Genomic DNA, 18,808 nt, shown 5'->3' with positions numbered 1-18,808 from the left:
CTGTGGTCTGGCGAACGGCGGTTTGTGGAATCTGCCGAATGCTTGCAGACCTCTTGTCAGCGCCCGCATCAGGTGGGATACAGCAAGCTTGCCGCAGCCTTTATTTTGCCGGTGCATCCTTCTGGACGGAGACACGTCATGCTCGCTCAGCAACGCCTCGACTTTGAATTTCGCCCCATGACCGCAGCCGACGTCGGCAACGCTCATGAGTTATCCATTGCCCTGAAGTGGCCGCATCGACTGGAAGACTGGGCCATGCTGCAACGTGTCGCCCAAGGCTTTGTTGCAGTACACAACGGTCGCTTGATCGGCAGTGCCTTCGCCTGCCATCAGGGCGAGTTTTCCACTATCGGTCTGGTGATTGTCAGCGACGACTATCAAGGCAAGGGCATTGGCCGCAAATTGATGGAGCTTGCTGTCGGCAGCGTGCCGCCGCGCACCGCCATTCTCAATGCAACACTTGCCGGCGCCCCGCTGTACGAAAAAATGGGCTTCGTCAGTTTTGGTGAGGTTCAGCAGCGTCAGGGGCAGGCACAGCTGCCCGACACAACCGCATTGAAAGCACAGGAAAGCAGTCGTGCGCTGAGCGAGGCTGACCACGCTCGCGTGCTGGAACTGGCCAACGCCGGTTCGGGCATGGACCGTTCGGCAACGCTGGGCGATGTGCTGAATAACCTTGAGCACGCAGTCGGCATCGAACGCGATGGCCAGTTGCAGGCTTTTGCCCTGTTGCGTCCTTTCGGCCGTGGCCTGTGCATCGGCCCTGTTGTCGCCCAGACGGTGGAACAGGCCCGCCACATGATCGAGCAACTGCTGGCCAAAGTGCCTTACGCATTTGTACGCATCGACATCCCGACCGACTGCGGCCTGGCCGACTGGCTGGACGAAGCTGGCCTCAAGCGTGTCGACAGCGTGACCTGCATGAGCATGGGCGCAGTTCCGCAAGCCCGCCAGGGCGTGCGCCAGTTTGCGCTGATTACCCAGGCGATCGGCTGATCGCCCGGAAGAACATCATCGTGCCAATGCTCTGCGTTGGCATGCAGTTCTGGACGCTCTGCGTCCGGTCTTGAGCATGTGACGCAGAGCGTCACGAAAGGCATTACCACGCAGAGCGTGGGAACGATCAGCCACTCTTCAACTTCAGGAGCCCAACCCAATGCCCCAACCCACAGTCCTGCTATTGGCCCGCGCTGACCTCAGCCCGGTAGATACCGAATTCACCACCGGCCCCATTGATGCGCATGACCCGTTCGACAGTGGCCGCCGCACAGCATTTGTCGATGAACAGGGTATTGCGGCTGGCATCGTTGAATTGGGTACGGCGCTCTCGGTGGAGGCCTACCCCTACACCGAAATGCTGGTGATGCATCGCGGCAGCGTCACGCTGACCTCTGGCACCGGCAGCATCACCATCAGCACCGGCGAAAGTGCCGTGATCGGTCGTGGCACGCAAGTACGTATCGAAGCGCAACCGGACAGCCTCTGGGCGTTCTGCGTATCCACTCAGGCCAATGGCCCCGACAAACCCGGTATTACCGCTCTGGACCGCCTCGCCATGCTCACACCGTCCTCACCGCCAGACCCGGCGATCATGATCAGCGCGCTGCCGCAGTGCCGCAGCAACAACCTGTTTGAAGACACCGCAAGCACTTTGCGCATCGGCGTCTGGGACTCCACACCCTACGAGCGCATCTCGCGCCCGCACAAAATCCATGAGCTGATGAACCTGATCGAAGGCAGCGTAGTGTTGAGCCTGGAAAACGGCTCGAGCCTGACTGTGAATACCGGCGATACCGTATTCGTCGCCCAGGGCGCGCCCTGCAAATGGACCAGCACGGGGTATGTGCGCAAGTTTTATGCGGTGACGTAAAGAAAGTTATTGCGCCCTTCAGCCTTGTAGGGCGCAACATACTTATATGCTTAGCTCTCGCCAGCGCAGTTAATCCAATGCAGCGCTAAAAGGCAAGAATAAAAAATATCTTTTGCCAATGCGCGAAGAATCAGAAGTTTCCTACTTGCGTTCCTTGTCGCCTGTGTTAAAAAAACACAACAAATGTCAGCAAGTAAAAATTTGCTCCTGACGGGCACAGTAAGATAGCGATACGCCTCATGCGTCGCTTTAACGTTTATCTATTAAATTAACTGGAGGCATTTTATCTGACCGACGCATTCATTATGCGCACGCCTTCAAACTCTGAAGGCGGCGCTGTCTGCGCGGCGACGTCTCGCGTCACCAATCTCTCCAGCTACGCGTGGGCTGCTGAGTTCACCATGAAATAAGCCCCCGGAGCGTGCGTGTAGCATTTTGATACGCACGCTTTTCAGCGGAAAACTAAAGCGGTGTCTGGCTGGGCCGATACAAAGAGTGAATATAAAGCCATGGATTGGCCCCTGCCGCGAGGACGCAGCATGATTGATACAACATTCCTCACACACCTCACCCATAAAACTGCACTAACGACTGTCGAGAAAAGCACCTCCGCCACGACTTTAAACTCCAGCCTGAAAGAACTTGATTCTGCATCTGCTATTGACGGTGCCACCTTCTCGACATTGTCCCGTCAATTAAGTAGTAGTGCCGCACGAGCTCAGGCTCGCGACAGCAGTCTTGACTTCAAAAGCCTGAGGTCTCTGGCAAACAGTATTAGTGACAAAATTGCAGGCAACAGCTATCACGCCAATAGAAAACTGCACGACGCAGAGATTCCGGATACGGACGACCCTGCATTGCTCGAAAGAGCCATGCAAGCGACTTCGTTCAACAACGGGGCAGGAAAAAACCCATTCGCAGGTTTATCTCAGGATCAACTGAGGTTGATTATTTATGACGAGGGTGGCGACTTCACAATAAACGAAAGAAATGCCGCGTACTCCGAAAACTACTCTCAAGAGCAAGTATGGAAAAGGGCCATATGCCAAAGGTATACCGACGAATACAACGAAACCGGCAAAAGCACTCAAACGCTGGTCATGCTTCTCGCCCACTACGACCAGCTGCCACCGATAGAAAAAGCACAATACCCCGCCAATTACGCTGCGCTCATCACATCGGACGACAGCTGGGCCATGGACATTTTCAACGCGCGGAAAAGCCAGTCAGATATTCAGGAGACTTGATTGCAAGACATGAAGAATCGCCGTGACGCTTACGAGAACTTGAGTGTCGACGAGGAAGACACAATTGCGCGCGCTCAGCGCCGCAAGTCAAGGAGTGCTCCGACGCTCCAGCACTATCTATTGATGGTGCTTTTACTGATGGGGCTGTGCGCTTACGGCCTGTTTCATTACAAGCATTTGCCGAAAACAATCGATGCCGCGCCTGCGCTATCTTCTGCTTTCGTCGTTGCCGACGCTCCAGCCGTTGCTCCGCTACCACTACACGAGACGCCGGGCCGCCCCCAAACGCTGTCTGAGTGCATGGGACCGGATAATCTCATCGGCGAAACGGTCGCTACCTGTCGATTCGGCAGAGGCCAAGAGACATTTCAAAATTCAAGCGCACAGGGCATGGTGTCTGCGAGCTACATGAGCCACTACAAGGCACAACAGCAAAGGCCGCAGCCAAGGCTCGCAGCGGCGCAATTCGTTGAGTCGGCCGTTGTGTGGCAGTGGGACAGGAAGCGCACCTATCACGCTGAATGGATCGTTACAGATGCTCAAATCGACGGCACCAGCGTGTGCCGTAACTGGCGTAGAGGCTCAATCGAATATCGGGAGTGTCGCAAGGGTGCCAAGGTGTATTTCAAGGAGCAGTGCAAGCGTCTCGCTGAATCCGCCACTCGCCAACGCTATTGCAGTGCGGCGAGCGGGTTTAATCCGTTGGGCTGAGCTGCGGCCACAGCGTTACTAAGGGTTCAGACCCAGCACGTAGAACTTGCTGTCCACCGCAATCAGCGGAAAGCTCGCAGGCAGATCCTCTTTTGCGATCTCCTGGAAACCGTGCTTTTCATAAAATCGATGTGCGGCGAGAAATTTGTCGGTTGTACCCAGAAACACTTCGGTCACGCCTTTGCGAGTCGACTCTTCGATCAAACGGTCCAGCAGCCTGGCTGCAATCGAGAACTCTTTGCCGCGAAACGGCGCGGCAACGAACATCTTGCGCAGCGCTGCCTGCCCTGAGCCGATGTCCTTGAGCGCGATACTGCCGACGACGTGATCACCTTGCACCGCGACCCAGAAATCGCCGGTGCCGGTCTGGTAAAACTCTGGAATCGCCTTCAGATCAGGCTGATCCTCGGCGGTGATGGGGATGCCGAATTCTTCACGCTGGATGGGCAGGATCAATGCCGACACACCTTGCTCATCGTTCGGCACAAAACGACGTACCTGAATTCCGGTCGCTGTCACAAACCACCTCCTTGTCCATCGTCACAAATGGAAATCAGTATTCCAGACAAGCAAACGCCCCGACAAGTCGGAGCGTCTTCATGAGCATTTACGGGGTCCGCATGAGGGACGGACTCGAAGATGTTTAATTACAACATGGCTCCGGCGACCTCGCGGTTACGGCGGTTGCCGTTGAATCAGGCGATCAGTCTTGCCCCTCCACCACTCGGGGTGGACAACTCCCGACCGCTGCGATTGAGCTGATCACTGGCCTAATGCGCTGTGGCCGAAGCAATAGCCATATGGGCAGAATTTGCGACGCATGAACGGCACAGGCTAGGCCATCCATCACGCGGTCAAACGTCGCGGACGTGCGGGCTCACAATGTTAATCGAGTCACATGGAGAGAGAATTGATACTCCGTTGTGCAGCGAAATTGACGGTTTGGGTACACAGGCTAAACAATGCAGACCTGCATTGCTTTGCTCCGGCAGTCCTGCCGCTGCGCAAGAGGTGCTGAGCGGATTTGGGATTTGATTGTTTTACCAAGGAAAGGGTTTATGGCTGAAGTAAAGAAAATACCTTACTACACGATGAAACGGTCTATTTTTCGTGGCAAAGTATGGAAAGAAAATGATGGACTAGAAGGTGCTGTCCCCATCAATACTTCGCAAGAAATCTCCTATGATCGTTGCGCGCCCGGTCAAGTAGTCTTAAAGCCCACAGAGCGCAGTAAAGAGCAACTCATAGCGCAAAAAACAGAAGCGGAAGGTAAGAGATCGCTTACTGAAGTTAAAAGTAATAAACCATCCTCCGGGGAAACCAAACCCTCAAAGCCCTATACGTTAGAGAGCGATGCGGAAGATAAGGAAAAGCTTCCAAAGTTCGATCTTCAGGATGTTCCTTTGGCTATGGACAAAATAGGTTGGCCGACAGCTGCCAAAATCGCCAGACGGTGGTTCGCTAACCCTAAGCATATCTACAATGACCAACCCAATTCAGTTCAACCCATTGATGACACAACAGCGACATTAAAATGGGCTTTGAAGTATGGAAGCGTAGCAGAAAAATTTAATGAATTGGTTGAGGAAAAAATTTACTCTGAAAAAGCAATTGCAGGTGCTAAACAAAAAATCCTCAAGCATGTAAAAAATAAATTCGATGATTCTAGTTCGGCAGCAAATCTTTCCTTTGATACGTCTCCTTGGATAAGGGATATCAGGCAGTTTCATATTGACTGGCAAATTCAATTTCAGGCTATATCAACAAGTAACACTCTTGACGGCCTGAGTTTAACTGATCTCACTGCCACGCTAGGAAATTTTAATATCTATGCTGCTATTGGCATGGTTGAAGTTGCTGTGGAAAAATTCTACAGATATGACGATAAAGCCAGAACCAAAACTTTTTGCGCTGAAGCTACAGCGACCATCACTAGTGTATATACCTACCTGAAAGATAACTATTCCTTTAACGACAAAAATGATGGCAATAGTCAATACCTAGGGCACTGGAACAAAAATGACATGATTCTTTCCTACTCTGCCGTTGTCAGTGATCTTGTTGACGGTAAGAAAATTCATACTAATATGGGTAGTACCCCTATAACTGAAACTAAAATCAATTGGGACTATTTGCCTGGCGGGCAGATTGACAAGCCAGTAGATAAAAGAACAGGTATTGTCAGAAAATTTATGGAGAAAGATGTTTACTGGCCTGTGTACAATAGCTCTTATAGTGAGTGGAGAGAAAAGCATGGTCGGGGTGGCGATTTTATGATTTACAGCAGACCTGAAATACATAAACTAAAAAAGCCTATTATCATAAAGCTGGACATTATGCAAACCCTCAGAGCCCATGTAAGAAAAATGTACCTCTGGTCTTTTTTCTTCTTTGTTTTTATGTTTATTGCTTTGGTTGTTTACTCCACTGCATTTAACGTGCTAGACAATACTGACTGCCAGAGCTACAACCACACTAAAGAATTAAACGGAGGCACAAAAAACTTCGACAATGAGAAATTTATAATAAATATTTGCGGAGCCGGACTCAACAACAGTCTTTTTAATGGCGATGGCATGGAGAGGGTCCGGCTGACTATCTTCGACGATCAAGGCGAGCTGTTAGCCAGGAGATACTATAGGATCTTTTGGGACGGCCAGCCCGGACATGAGCCGCTTAAGGTTTCTGATAACAGTATCACCTATCAAGACGACAGGGAGCAAAAAGACCACGCAATCACTATGCCTCCTACACGCTTGGAATGGATTCGCGCAAGGCTTCCCCTGTAATTTTGGTCTTCATACGAATGGGCTTATTACGGATTTTAGAAAAGCCCTGATGCAGTGGAAGCGCTCATTGATAAGTATTTAGCCAGAGACTATACAAGCCCTCTGGCTGGCTCTGAAGTAAAGGGCGTAAAGTTTGATTTATTAAAGTGCCTTGATCTCTACCACAGTAAAAAATTCAATGTTCTGGTAAAGAATATTGTAATAAAACCGGGCCACGCACATAGGCAAGATAATAAATGACAGATGCCAACGCTGACATTTCCACGCAGATTGTGCGGACGCGATTCAATCGTCGGTTCGCAATCTGAAAGGGCCTACATCAAGTACTCAATTCCAGGACCAAAAAAAACCGCCTGATGAAGGCGGTTTTTTAAAGAGGCTAATTAAAGCTTCTTACAACTTCGGACCCGCAGCCTTGATGGCGTCGCTCACGTCGAACTTCTTGAAGTTCTCCACGAACAGACCAGCCAGGGCCTTGGCGGCTTCGTCGTAGGCAGCCTTGTCAGCCCAGGTGTTGCGTGGGTTGAGCAGGCCGGTGTCTACGCCGGGTACCGACTTCGGTACGTCGAGGTTGATGGTGTCGAGGTGCTCGGTTTCGGCACCGATCAGTGCACCGCTCTGGATCGCTGCGATCACGCCACGGGTGGTCGGGATGTTGAAGCGCTTGCCGACGCCGTAGCCGCCGCCGGTCCAGCCGGTGTTGACCAGGTAGACCTTGGATTTGAAGCCACGGATGCGCTTGATCAGCAGTTCTGCGTATTCGCCAGCCGGACGCGGGAAGAACGGTGCGCCGAAGCAGGTGGAGAAGGTGGACTTGATGCCCGAACCCGAACCCATTTCAGTCGAGCCGACCAGTGCGGTGTAACCCGACAGGAAGTGGTAGGCGGCCTGTTCTTCGCTGAGGATCGACACAGGCGGCAGTACGCCGGTCAGGTCGCAGGTCAGGAAGATAACGGCGTTCGGCTCACCACCGAGGTTTTTCGGTGCGCGTTTTTCGATCAGTTCACGCGGGTAGGCCGCACGGCTGTTCTGGGTCAGGCTGCTGTCGGCGTAGTCGGCTTTTTTGGTGACCGGGTCGAGTACGACGTTTTCCAGTACCGCGCCGTGCTGAATGGCTTTCCAGATGACCGGCTCGTTCTTCTCGGACAGGTCGATGCACTTGGCATAGCAACCGCCTTCGATGTTGAACACAACGCCTTCGCCCCAGCCGTGCTCGTCGTCACCGATCAGGTAACGGCTTTCATCGGCGGACAGGGTGGTCTTGCCGGTGCCGGACAGGCCGAAGAACAGGGTTACATCGCCCTCTTCGCCCATGTTGGCTGCGCAGTGCATCGGCAGAACGTCCGAAGCCGGGAGCAGGAAGTTCTGCACCGAGAACATGGCTTTCTTCATTTCGCCGGCATAACGCATGCCTGCGATCAGTACCTTGCGAGCGGCGAAGTTGATGATAACGGTGCCGTCGGAGTTGGTGCCGTCACGCTCAGGGTCGCAAACGAACCATGGCGCGTTCTGGATTTCCCACTCGTCCTTGCCAGCCGGGTTGTACTGTTCAGGGTTGATGAACAGGCAACGGCCGAACAGATTGTGCCACGCAGTCTCGGTGGTCATCTTGACGGGCAGGTAGTGCGCAGGATCGGAGCCTACATGAACGTGGGAAACGAAGCGCTCGCGCTCGGCGAGGTACGCACCGACGCGGTTCCACAAGGCGTCGAATTTCTCGGACGGGAACTTGCGGTTGATCGGGCCCCAGGCGATTGCGTCCTGGGTGCTCGGCTCTTCAACGATGAAACGATCGACCGGCGAACGGCCAGTACGATGGCCTGTCTCCACAACCAGTGCGCCAGTGTCGGAAAGTACGCCTTCGTTACGGGCAAGGGCTTCCTTGACCAGTTCGTCGGTGCTCAGATCGGTGTGCACAGCGTTGTTGATTTGCGTCATGAGGTTCCCCGTCGGCCTGTAGCCGAGTGCTCCAAACGGTTTTGTAGTAAAAAAACAACCACTACTACAGCGTAAAAGTGGGCCGGATTATGCCAGAAATGCCCAGAAATGGTAGGACCCTCCTGTCAGAACAGCATTACAAGGGCCCATACCGTATTCTGAGGGGCTTTACGCGCTGATCAATGGCGCGTGTCAGACGGCGAATCGACACCGCCGCCAGCAAACAGCTGTGCAACGTCAGTGGCATCGAACAGGTAGCGCTCGTTGCAGAACTGGCAGTCGATCTCGATCGTGCCGTTGTGCTCGATCACCAATTGCTGCGCGTCCTCCAGCCCGAGACTGACCAGCGCATTGGCAGATCGTTCGCGAGAGCAGCTGCAACGGAAGCAGATCGGTTGAATATCGAACAGGCGAACCGGGTCTTCGTGGAACAGGCGATGCAGGATGGTCTGGTTATCCAGACTCAGCATTTCTTCGGCCGTGAGAGTGTTGGCCAGGGTGATGACATGCTCCCAGTTGGCATCACGCTCTTCAGCGTCGGTGATCTGCGCGGCAGGCAATTGTTGCAGCAGCAATCCACGCGCACGATGACTGTCAGCCTTGAGCCAGAAACGCGAACCCAGCTGCTCGGACATCACGAAGTAGTTGGAGAGGCTTTCCGACAAGTCGACCCCATCCAGCGCCACGATGCCCTGATAACGCTGGCCTTGGCGCGGGTCGACGGTCAGCGCCAGCGATCCGTCAGGCATCATGTCCTGAAGGCCCGCGCCGGGGTTGATCAGCGATTCGTCGTATCGAGCGATGCCACGTAGCTCACGTTCGCTGGAGCACTCGACCATCAGCAATGGCACTGCGCCGCTGGAGCGAGCCTGCAGGATCAACAGGCCGTCGAATTTGAGGGTGCCGACGAGCAGCGCAGCCGCCGCCATCAGTTCGCCGAGCAACTGCGCGACCGGCTCCGGATAGGGATGCTTGGCGAGCACTTCGGCGTAACTGCGCTCCAGAGCGACCAGTTCTCCGCGAACGTCGCTTTCGTCGAAGATGAAGCGCTGGGTGAAATCGGTGTCCGGTAAATCATGCATAGGGAAGGTATCTGAAGTAATGACATTGGATGGCACGCGGCTGAGCAAGCACCGTCCGGCACTCGAAAGCGCCGCGGTCATGCGGATTGACCGGCATTTTAGGAGCTATCCGGTGCGCTTCCAAGCGGGTTGGCCCTTCGGGCTGATCGCCGGAGCTGCCCGGTGCAGTGTTTCAGTCGTTGCTCTGGCTGGCGCGGAAACCGAAAAGCTCCCGGCGTTGCTTCTTGGTCGGCTTTCCGTCGGTGGTTACTCCCAGGTTGCCGGCCTTGCGCTGAGCCGCCGCGTTCTCGCGTCTGGCGATGCTCTCGGGCGTCTCGTGATACAGCGTTTGAGCCTCCGGCGCGCCACGCCGAACGATGGATAATGCCTCGACCACCACCGTGCGGTCGTCGAAGCCCATGCGAATCTGAAACTCGTCACCGATACGCGGCTCCTTGCCGGGCTTGCAACGTTCGCCGCGACAGTGCACCTTGCCGCTTTCGATAGCCGCTTTGGCCAGCGCACGTGTTTTGAAAAAGCGCGCGGCCCAGAGCCATTTATCCAGGCGGACCTTATCGTCTTCTTCTGGCTTTTGCGCCATTTGAATTCCTCATCAATGTGACAGTCTGAACTTTACCAGGCCAGATAAACAAAGCGACGGCACATGCTCGCCCCCTTTTTCTGTGCCCCCATGAACATGAAGTAACCGATATGTGCTTGTCAAAAACAGCTATTCATCTTTTTATTGCCCCACACCTATATGGAGCGCGACGTGACAGATTTTCCAACTTCGTTGACCGCCCCTAGAAAAGGGTGTGCTGGATGCACTGGCAGTCCAGAGCTGGATTTCTCGTTTGACTACGCCTATCAGCCGATCGTGAACCATCACGACCAGTCGATTTTCGCCCATGAGGCGCTGGTTCGCGGGCCCAATGGCGAGGGCGCGATGTCAGTCCTGAGTCAGGTCACCGACCAGAACCGCTATCGATTCGATCAGGCCTGTCGGACCACCGCCATTGCTGGTGCCGCGAAACTGGGCATGACCGAGCGTTTATCGATCAACTTCTTGCCCAACGCCGTGTATCGTCCCGAGCTGTGCATCCGCAGTACGCTGGAGGCCGCCAGGCAACACAACTTCCCTATCGAGCGCTTGATTTTCGAAACCATCGAAAGCGAGCATGTGAATAACAATGGTCATTTGAGCAACATTCTGCGCGAATATCGCGAGTTCGGCTTTATGACCGCTATCGATGATTTCGGTGCCGGGTATTCCGGGCTGACGCTGCTCGCGGACTTTCAGCCAGACCTGATAAAACTCGACATGAACCTGATTCGCGACATTCATCGTGATCGCGCGCGTCAGGCTATTGTTCGTGGTGTTGTCACAATGTGTTCGGACTTGGGGATTAAGCTCATTGCCGAAGGTATAGAGCAGGTTGAGGAGCGGGACTTTCTCGCCGATTGCGGCATTTTCCTGATGCAGGGCTATCTGTTCGCCAAACCTGCATTCAAAGCCCTGGCGCAGATAGCACCTGACGCCTGGCAGAAGTCTTGAGAAATACGGAATCGCATTGAAGACATTCGACCATCTGACAGTCATCGGCCTGCGCGAGTGGGTGGCGCTTCCCGACCTGGGGGTGGCGGGCCTGCGGGCAAAAATCGATACCGGTGCGAGCACGTCAAGCCTGCATGCCACCGAAATCGAACCTTTTGAGCGCGATGGCCAGAAATGGGTGCGCTTCAACGCGCATCTGGGCACTGTGGTTCAGTTGCGCCATCGCCGCTGCGAGGCGCAACTGGTTGCCATGAAAACCATTAAAAGCTCCAACGGCCACGCGCAGGTGCGTTACGTCATTCGCACCACGCTGGCCCTGGGTGATCGTATCTGGCCAGTGGAATTCACACTGGCTTGCCGCAAGTCGATGCGTTATCGACTGCTGCTGGGTTCCAAAGCGCTGATCGACGGCCAACTGGTGGTCAATCCGGGCATAACTTACGTACAAGACAAGCCGGTGTTCCCGGCCTCTACTTCCTCAGGTGTTGCATGAAGATCGCTGTGCTTTCGCGTAATCCGCGTCTGTATTCCACCCGTCGTCTGGTCGAAGCTGGCATTGAGCGTGGCCATGAGATGGTGGTGATCGACACCCTGCGCGCCTATATGAACATCGCCAGCCACAAGCCGCAGATCCACTACCGCGGCAAACCTCTGGAGGGCTTCGATGCGGTGATTCCGCGCATCGGTGCTTCGGTGACTTTCTATGGCTGTGCGGTGTTGCGTCAGTTTGAAATGATGGGTGTGTTTCCGCTCAATGAATCGGTCGCCATTGCCCGCTCGCGCGACAAGTTGCGCTCGCTACAACTGCTGTCACGTCGGGGCATCGGCTTGCCGGTGACAGGCTTTGCCCACTCGCCTGACGATATTCCCGACCTGATCCAGATGGTCAACGGCGCGCCGCTGGTCATCAAGGTGCTGGAAGGCACTCAGGGCATCGGCGTGGTGCTGTGCGAAACCGCCACGGCAGCCGAATCGGTGATTGAAGCCTTCATGGGGCTCAAGCAGGACATCATGGTGCAGGAGTACATCAAGGAAGCGGGCGGTGCTGATATTCGCTGCTTCGTTGTCGGTGACAAGGTCATCGCCTCGATGAAGCGTCAGGCCAAACCGGGCGAGTTTCGCTCCAACCTGCACCGTGGCGGCAGTGCCAGCCTGATCAAGATCACCCCGGAAGAACGCATGACTGCATTGCGTGCAGCCAAGGTCATGGGCTTGAGTGTGGCGGGTGTGGATATTCTGCGCTCCAATCACGGCCCATTGGTGATGGAGGTCAACTCGTCACCTGGCCTGGAAGGCATTGAAGTCACCACCAGCAAGGATGTGGCCGGGATGATTATCGAGTATCTGGAGAAAAACAGCGGCCCGCACATGACCCGCACCAAAGGAAAAGGCTGACAGGGCGGCGACTCGACTCAATCGCTCAGGCCATGAGCTTGTCTGCGGATAAGCTGGCCTGAGCACTGCACTACCGTACATCTGTTAAATGCGCCGAGTAATCGATTCAGCAGCGCTATGTTCTTTCTGCAAACCCGCTTCTCTCCATCAGGCCGAAGACGACGTTTTAGCCACCTTCGCGCCGAATCGCCCTCTCGCCTCGCGACATAAATCAACACATTTCTGCTTATTTGTATGCCGATTGAGCATGAGGTAGTCGTTTACGGCATTAGACGTATGCGCGTGCCATGGGAATAGTTGCGACTTTTTTCGCCTGCTACAGAGCCGGGATGCTCGTCTGCGGTGACCTTCTCGGGACATTTCCAAAGGGATCCCCTGCCCTGAAACTGCTTTGAAAAGCACGCTCGGCGCATCGGTCTTGGACTTGCCCAAGCCACTTTGAACAAGGGTAATAATATGAAGAAGGCAAAGCTGAGTCTGGCCTGGCAGATTCTTATCGGACTGGTACTGGGTATCGCGGTGGGTGCGCTGCTCAACCATTTCAGCGCCGAGAAGGCCTGGTGGATCACCAATCTCCTGCAGCCTGCGGGCGATATCTTCATTCGTCTGATCAAGATGATCGTTATCCCTATCGTTGTCGCATCGCTGATTGTAGGCATCGCGGGTGTAGGCGACGCCAAGAAACTGGGGCGCATCGGTCTGAAGACCATCCTCTATTTCGAAGTCGTGACCACCATCGCCATTCTGGTGGGCCTGGTGCTGGCCAATGTGTTCCATCCGGGCACCGGCATCGACATGAGCACCCTGGGCACCGTTGATATCTCCAAGTATCAGCAGACTACGGCCGAGGTTCAGCACGATCACGCATTTATCGCGACCATTCTCAACCTGATCCCGTCCAACATCTTTGCCGCCATGGCGCGTGGCGAGATGCTGCCGATCATCTTCTTCTCAGTGCTGTTCGGTCTCGGGCTTTCCAGCCTGCAGGCCGAGGTCCGTGAGCCGCTGGTGAAACTGTTTCAGGGCGTCTCGGAAACCATGTTCAAGGTCACACACATGATCATGAACTACGCGCCGATCGGCGTGTTCGCGCTGATTGCGGTGACCGTCGCCAACTTCGGTTTCGCCTCCTTGTTGCCGCTCGCCAAGCTGGTGATTCTGGTGTACGTGGCCATCGCTTTCTTTGCCTTCGTGGTGCTGGGACTGATCGCTCGGGCATTCGGCTTCTCGGTGATCAGGCTGATGCGCATCTTCAAGGACGAGCTGATTCTGTCCTACTCCACCGCCAGCTCCGAAACCGTACTGCCACGCGTGATCCAGAAGATGGAAGCCTATGGTGCGCCGAAAGCGATCTGCAGCTTCGTGGTGCCGACGGGTTACTCGTTCAACCTCGACGGCTCGACGCTTTATCAGAGCATTGCGGCGATATTCATTGCCCAGCTGTATGGCATTGACCTGTCGATTGGCGCGCAACTGATACTGGTACTGACGCTGATGGTCACGTCCAAAGGTATCGCGGGTGTGCCGGGTGTTTCCTTCGTGGTGCTGCTGGCAACGCTGGGCAGCGCCGGTATCCCGCTGGAAGGTCTGGCATTCATCGCCGGTGTCGACCGGATCATGGACATGGCGCGCACCGCCTTGAACGTGATCGGCAATGCCCTGGCAGTGCTGGTCATCTCGCGCTGGGAAGGCATGTACGACGATGAAAAGGGCGAGCGCTACTGGAACTCCCTGCCGCACTGGCGCAGCAAGGAACCTGTGCCGATGGGCCAGCCGACGGCTGACTGATCTTCGCCAATACGCTGACAAACCCCGGACCTCCGGGGTTTGTTGTTTTCAGGTCGCCGGTTAGACTGCCTGCCTTACCTGAGGAGTGACCATGACCGACGACATCGATAATGACGAAGAAGACTTTGCTGCCTCGACCCTGATCGAAGCCATCGAAAACCAGATCGAAGCTGGTAAACCGCCTGCAGCCAGAGCGGTCTTCAACATGCTGACCCTGGTGAACTATGAGCGTGAGGATATTCTGGAGATGATGGCCCACGTGCTGGCCATCGAGATCGATGCCTTGCTGGAGCAGGACCGTCCGTTTGACACGCAATGGTATGAAGCAGCGCTGCGCGCCCTGCCCGATCTGCCACCGGAAAAGTAATCCTGCGGTCCGAGCATGCCAGCAAGATATATGCTGCAAACACTTCAGACGCTGACTACACTGCAAATGCCCCGCTGCCGCTTGATCCTCCGGGGCCACACGCCAAACCGGCTTTAACGGTCATCCAGAACCGACGAGCGCAGATCGGACACGTCGATTCCAGAGCACACCCACCAGCCGGTGAGGTCGTACTACTACAAAAAGTCTGGAGTACCTATGTCGTATACCCCTGAGTTGGTTGCCGAACTGGAAATCCTTGCACTGTTCAATCTGGGAAACACCCAGGAAGGCCTCAAAGTCCACCATGTAGCGGCGCCCACGGCCGTCGCAGCAGCACAAAGACTCTTCGATAAAGGACTGACGACCCAGGTCGATGGCGGTTATCTGACCAGCCTCGGGCTTGAGGCCGCTCAACATGCCCAATCACTGTTGACCATCCTCAACGTTTCCAAACAAGCTGCCTGACGGTCGCAGGGCCTGCGCACAAAAAAGCGTGGCAGGCCCTTCACTTATCTGAACGCCGGTCGATACAGGATTCTGGCGTCAGAATAACAACCCGACTGAATCCTCTTCTCTCGGCTGCAAACCTTCTCCGCCATCTTTGCTCAGTAATTCCACGCCTGCACAGGCCAGATGCCTTGAGTTGCGATGACGCGTAATCCTGAAATTCGCCCCGACCTGGATGAGGGCATCGACCGCAAGGTTCTCAGCCAGCTGCGCAACCGTTTCCTGTCTCTCAATGACGGGCGATACGCGCGTGCCCTCGAAGGCATGTCGACGCGTCAGCAAAGCGTTCTGACGCTGCTGCCGCTGTTCTTTCACGTCAACCACCCTCTGCTGCCCGGTTACGTTTCCGGTGGCACGCCTGCTGGCGTCTCGCAGTACGAACCGGACACGCTGGCGCTGGCTGAAGCGCAACGCCTGACGCGCTCCTTCTCGTACAAGGTCCGGCGTGGTAACGCTCCCCAGCCGATTCACGGCCTGTTTCTGATGGGCAGCCTGGGCACGCTGGCTCAGGCTGAACAAAGCGATATGGATGTCTGGGTCTGCCACGACAGCGAGCTGGACCCGGAGGCTATCGCCGAACTGCGCAAGAAATGCCAGGCACTTGAAGCCTGGGCTGCGACGATGGGCGCAGAGGCGCATTTCTTTCTGATCGACCCACAGCGTTTCAAGAGTGGCGAGCGCGATTCGCAGCTCAGCTCGGACGATTGCGGGACTACTCAGCATTACCTGTTGCTCGACGAGTTTTATCGCACGGCGATCTGGCTCGCCGGGCGCACCCCGATGTGGTGGCTGGTGCCGGTCTATGAGGAGCAGAATTACGAGGATTACACCCATACTCTGCTGAGCAAGCGCTTCATCCGCGCCAGCGAGGTGCTCGATCTCGGTCCGATGTCGCACATTCCTCCGGCCGAGTTCATCGGTGCCGGATTGTGGCAGTTGTTCAAAGGCATCGAGTCGCCCTACAAGTCTGTGCTCAAGCTGCTGTTGATCGAGGTCTATTCCAGCGAGCATCCTCGCGTGCAGTGCCTGAGCCTGCGTTTCAAGCAAGCGGTGTTTGCCAACCAGCTGGACCTGGATGAGCTGGACCCGTACGTGGTTGTGTACCGGCGTATCGAAGAGCATCTACAGGCACGCAACGAGCAAGAGCGGCTGGAACTGGTGCGGCGCAGCCTGTACCTGAAGGTCAACAAAAAGCTCACCGGCTCGAGCCGTCAGCGCAACACCGGTTGGCAACGCCTGCTGCTGGAGCGCCTGACCTCTGAGTGGGGCTGGGATGAACGACAACTGGCGCTGCTCGACAGCCGCAGCCAGTGGAAAGTCCGCCAGGTGGCCAGCGAGCGTCGTGCGCTGGTTAACGAGCTCAATTACAGCTATCGCTTTCAGACCCGGTTCGCCAGAACGCAAAGCACCGCCGATGCGCTCAATGCTCGTGACCTGACCATACTCGGTCGGCGTTTGTATGCGGCTTTCGAGCGCAAGGCGGGCAAGGTCGAGTTCATCAATCCGGGCATCGCCCCGGACCTTGCAGAAGACACGCTGACGCTGGTGCATTCTCCTGACAAGCGCGAGCCAGGCAAGCATCAGTGGGCCCTGTACAACGGCAACCTGGGTATTCACGAGTGGCCGAACTTTTCGCCGATCAAGCGCAGCCGGGAATTGCTCGAGCTGCTGACCTGGTGCCACCGCAACAACGTGATCGACACCACGACCCGCGTGGCGCTGCATCCAGGCGCCAGTGACTTGAGCGAGTTCGAGTTGTTCAACCTGCTGGGTGCCTTGCAGCAGAGTATTGAACTGCCGCTGCCCGAGGTCAGCGACGACGAGCTGCTCATGCCCAGTACACCCAGCGAGATACTGTTGCTGGTCAATGTCGGTGTCGACCCGCTCAGGCATCACCGCGACCTTAATATTCTGATGACCACCGAGCGCACCGACTCGCTCAGTTACGCGGGCGTCCGGGAGAATCTGGTGCTGACGCTGGACCAGATCACCCTCAATACCTGGAACGAAACGCTGGTCAGCCGCTATGACGGCCCGCATGCCCTGCTCGACTGCATGAGCGAACTGCTCGGCAGCCTGCCGCAGAGCGGTAAACAGCCGCAGATTCGCGTGCGCTGCTTCTGTCATAACCGGGCGCCTGCCATCGCCCAGCGGGTTGAAGAGTTGATCAGCACGGCCCGGTTATTACTCGCCAGGCAGTTGAACCACCGTTATCTGATTCAGGTGCAGCAGCAGTATCACGTGTTGGAGATCAAACCCGGACAGGTCGGTCATGTAGTGGTCAACAGCCTGCCAGGCCTGTTCAAGTACCTGGGTGAAGAGCTGCCGTTGTACAGCCCTTTGCATCTGGACCCTCAGGCACTCGACGGCCACGATCTGGCCCTGATCCTGCCACTTGGCCAGCCTGAATGTATTCAGGTGTTCTACCGAATCAACGAGCCGGATGCCGACGTGTATGTGCTGGACGAACACAATTCGCTCTGGCACCAGCGCCTGCCGTATCACGACGAACAAAGCCTGCTGACGCCACTGCAGCGTTTTCTTCAATCGCTGGTTTATCGCCGAGGCGCGTCATTGCCGCTGGACGACCCGTCCGAGTCGGTTTCGCTGGAAACCCTGTATTACCAAGTGCTGCCTTCCGGCCCTGGGCTTGCCCGGCGTGTTGAACATCGGCTGGCACCGACTGCGGCGGACAAGGCGTTTTATGACGTGCAGGCAATCATCGAAGAAACCTCGCCCGGACAGCTGAGCGCCACGCTGTACTGCGATAACTGCGAGTTTTCCGAGCTGGAATATGGCGACCAGTTGTATGCCGCCGTTGCCCGGCAAATTCTCGGCAAACGCCTGGAACCCCAGCGCTATCGCTGTTACATCACCGACCTGGACCTGTCCGGGCTGCTGGATGACCGGCATGGACAAAGCATCCTCTTCCTGCATCACAAGGCCGAGCTGGAAAAACTGTTGAACGAGGCGATGGACCAAGCCTGACGTACGCTTATCCTGTCCCGCGCGCCTAACGTTCCAACGCGGAGCATTGGCACGATAGGTGTTCTGCGGGCCGCCTATCGTTCCGCACGCTCCAGCGTGGGGACGCCGTTCTGGACGCTCCGCGTCCGATCTTGAGTTTGCGGTGCGGCGCAAATTTGTGACGCAGAGCGTCACGAAATGCATGCCAACGCGGAGCATTGGCACGATAGGTGTTCTGCGTGCCGCCTATCGTTCCGCACGCTCCAGCGTGGGAATGCCGTTCTGGACGCTCCGCGTCCGATCTTGAGTTTGCGGTGCGGCGCAAATTTGTGACGCACAGCGTCACGAAATGCATGCCAACGCGGAGCATTGGCACGATAGGTGTTCTCTGGTGCGCCTATCGTTCCGCACGCTCCAGCGTGGGAATGCCGTTCTGGACGCTCTGCGTCCGCTCTTGAATGTGCGGTGTGGCGCAAATTTGTGACGCAGAGCGTCACGAAATGCATGCCAACGCGGAGCATTGGCGCGATAGGTGTTCTGCGGGCCGCCTATCGTTCCGCACGCTCCAGCGTGGGAATGCCGTTCTGGACGCTCTGCGTCCGCTTTTGAATGC

General features: G+C 55.8%; 16 protein-coding genes and 2 pseudogenes. 14 read left to right on the top strand and 4 right to left on the bottom strand.

The features are described 5' to 3' along the window. Window positions 1-138 precede the first annotated feature (138 nt). The 4 genes from RYC17_RS20755 (at window position 139) to RYC17_RS20740 (ending at window position 3,828) form a co-directional block, all read left to right on the top strand. Window positions 139-996, top strand: coding sequence for a GNAT family N-acetyltransferase (locus RYC17_RS20755; RefSeq protein ID WP_316904288.1), 858 nt, complete (start codon window positions 139-141; stop codon window positions 994-996). A gap of 160 nt (window positions 997-1,156) precedes the next feature. After that, window positions 1,157-1,870, top strand: coding sequence for a cupin domain-containing protein (locus RYC17_RS20750; protein ID WP_316904286.1), 714 nt, complete (start codon window positions 1,157-1,159; stop codon window positions 1,868-1,870). 539 nt (window positions 1,871-2,409) lie between these two features. Then, complete coding sequence (locus RYC17_RS20745; protein ID WP_316904285.1) at window positions 2,410-3,117, top strand: hypothetical protein; 708 nt, start codon at window positions 2,410-2,412, stop codon at window positions 3,115-3,117. A 138-nt stretch (window positions 3,118-3,255) separates the two neighbouring features. Continuing rightward, window positions 3,256-3,828: a hypothetical protein gene (locus RYC17_RS20740; protein WP_316904319.1), complete on the top strand. Its 573-nt coding sequence runs from the start codon at window positions 3,256-3,258 to the stop codon at window positions 3,826-3,828. An 18-nt stretch (window positions 3,829-3,846) separates the two neighbouring features. On the opposite strand, the gene RYC17_RS20735 is transcribed toward RYC17_RS20740, so the two are convergent. Beyond that, window positions 3,847-4,347, bottom strand: coding sequence for a GNAT family N-acetyltransferase (locus tag RYC17_RS20735; protein ID WP_193601229.1), 501 nt, complete (start codon window positions 4,345-4,347; stop codon window positions 3,847-3,849). A gap of 443 nt (window positions 4,348-4,790) precedes the next feature. On the opposite strand from RYC17_RS20735, the pseudogene RYC17_RS20730 reads away from it, so the two are divergent. The 3 genes and pseudogenes from RYC17_RS20730 to RYC17_RS20720 form a co-directional block, all read left to right on the top strand. Further along, window positions 4,791-6,095 (top strand): annotated as a pseudogene (locus RYC17_RS20730) (DUF6402 family protein); the annotation flags it as partial. 99 nt (window positions 6,096-6,194) lie between these two features. Next, window positions 6,195-6,617 carry a hypothetical protein gene (locus tag RYC17_RS20725; RefSeq protein WP_410478467.1) on the top strand — a complete coding sequence of 141 codons (423 nt, stop codon included), beginning with the start codon at window positions 6,195-6,197 and terminating at the stop codon, window positions 6,615-6,617. A 45-nt stretch (window positions 6,618-6,662) separates the two neighbouring features. Further along, a pseudogene (locus tag RYC17_RS20720) lies at window positions 6,663-6,857 on the top strand (T6SS amidase immunity protein Tai4 family protein); the annotation flags it as partial. Window positions 6,858-7,010: 153 nt separating this feature from the next. On the opposite strand, the gene RYC17_RS20715 reads toward RYC17_RS20720, so the two are convergent. The 3 genes from RYC17_RS20715 to RYC17_RS20705 all read right to left on the bottom strand — a co-directional run bounded on the left by RYC17_RS20715 (window position 7,011) and on the right by RYC17_RS20705 (window position 10,217). After that, complete coding sequence (locus tag RYC17_RS20715) at window positions 7,011-8,555, bottom strand: phosphoenolpyruvate carboxykinase (RefSeq protein WP_316904283.1); 1,545 nt, start codon at window positions 8,553-8,555, stop codon at window positions 7,011-7,013. A 179-nt stretch (window positions 8,556-8,734) separates the two neighbouring features. Next, a complete protein-coding gene (gene hslO / locus RYC17_RS20710) occupies window positions 8,735-9,637 on the bottom strand; it encodes an Hsp33 family molecular chaperone HslO (RefSeq protein WP_122259072.1) in 903 nt (300 codons plus the stop codon). 172 nt (window positions 9,638-9,809) lie between these two features. Further along, the gene (locus RYC17_RS20705; RefSeq protein ID WP_044310511.1) at window positions 9,810-10,217 is read right to left on the bottom strand and encodes an RNA-binding S4 domain-containing protein; all 408 of its coding nucleotides are present in this window, start codon (window positions 10,215-10,217) and stop codon (window positions 9,810-9,812) included. 171 nt (window positions 10,218-10,388) lie between these two features. On the opposite strand from RYC17_RS20705, the gene RYC17_RS20700 reads away from it, so the two are divergent. The 7 genes from RYC17_RS20700 to RYC17_RS20670 all read left to right on the top strand — a co-directional run bounded on the left by RYC17_RS20700 (window position 10,389) and on the right by RYC17_RS20670 (window position 18,216). After that, window positions 10,389-11,171, top strand: a complete 783-nt coding sequence (locus tag RYC17_RS20700) for an EAL domain-containing protein (protein ID WP_122280186.1) — start codon at window positions 10,389-10,391, stop codon at window positions 11,169-11,171. A gap of 49 nt (window positions 11,172-11,220) precedes the next feature. Beyond that, entirely contained in the window at window positions 11,221-11,664 is a 444-nt protein-coding gene (locus RYC17_RS20695; protein ID WP_170947379.1) for an ATP-dependent zinc protease, read from the top strand. Continuing rightward, complete coding sequence (gene rimK, locus RYC17_RS20690; RefSeq protein ID WP_003318100.1) at window positions 11,661-12,566, top strand: 30S ribosomal protein S6--L-glutamate ligase; 906 nt, start codon at window positions 11,661-11,663, stop codon at window positions 12,564-12,566. Before RYC17_RS20695 ends, rimK begins: the two co-directional genes overlap by 4 nt. A 456-nt stretch (window positions 12,567-13,022) precedes the next feature. Next, window positions 13,023-14,354 carry a glutamate/aspartate:proton symporter GltP gene (gene gltP, locus RYC17_RS20685; protein WP_316904279.1) on the top strand — a complete coding sequence of 444 codons (1,332 nt, stop codon included), beginning with the start codon at window positions 13,023-13,025 and terminating at the stop codon, window positions 14,352-14,354. Between the two features lie 91 nt (window positions 14,355-14,445). After that, window positions 14,446-14,721 (top strand): hypothetical protein, encoded by a 276-nt coding sequence (locus RYC17_RS20680; RefSeq protein WP_080394867.1) that lies wholly within the window; start codon window positions 14,446-14,448, stop codon window positions 14,719-14,721. A gap of 216 nt (window positions 14,722-14,937) precedes the next feature. Beyond that, complete coding sequence (locus tag RYC17_RS20675) at window positions 14,938-15,186, top strand: TIGR02647 family protein (protein ID WP_003367562.1); 249 nt, start codon at window positions 14,938-14,940, stop codon at window positions 15,184-15,186. A 183-nt stretch (window positions 15,187-15,369) separates the two neighbouring features. Then, window positions 15,370-18,216: a class I adenylate cyclase gene (locus RYC17_RS20670; protein WP_316904277.1), complete on the top strand. Its 2,847-nt coding sequence runs from the start codon at window positions 15,370-15,372 to the stop codon at window positions 18,214-18,216. Window positions 18,217-18,808: the final 592 nt, after the last annotated feature.

The organism is Pseudomonas syringae group sp. J248-6, assembly GCF_032586995.1.
Taxonomy (GTDB): Bacteria; Pseudomonadota; Gammaproteobacteria; order Pseudomonadales; family Pseudomonadaceae; genus Aquipseudomonas; species Aquipseudomonas amygdali.
The sequence above is the reverse complement of the archived record's forward strand: the minus strand, read 5'-3'. Positions and strand labels throughout refer to the sequence as shown.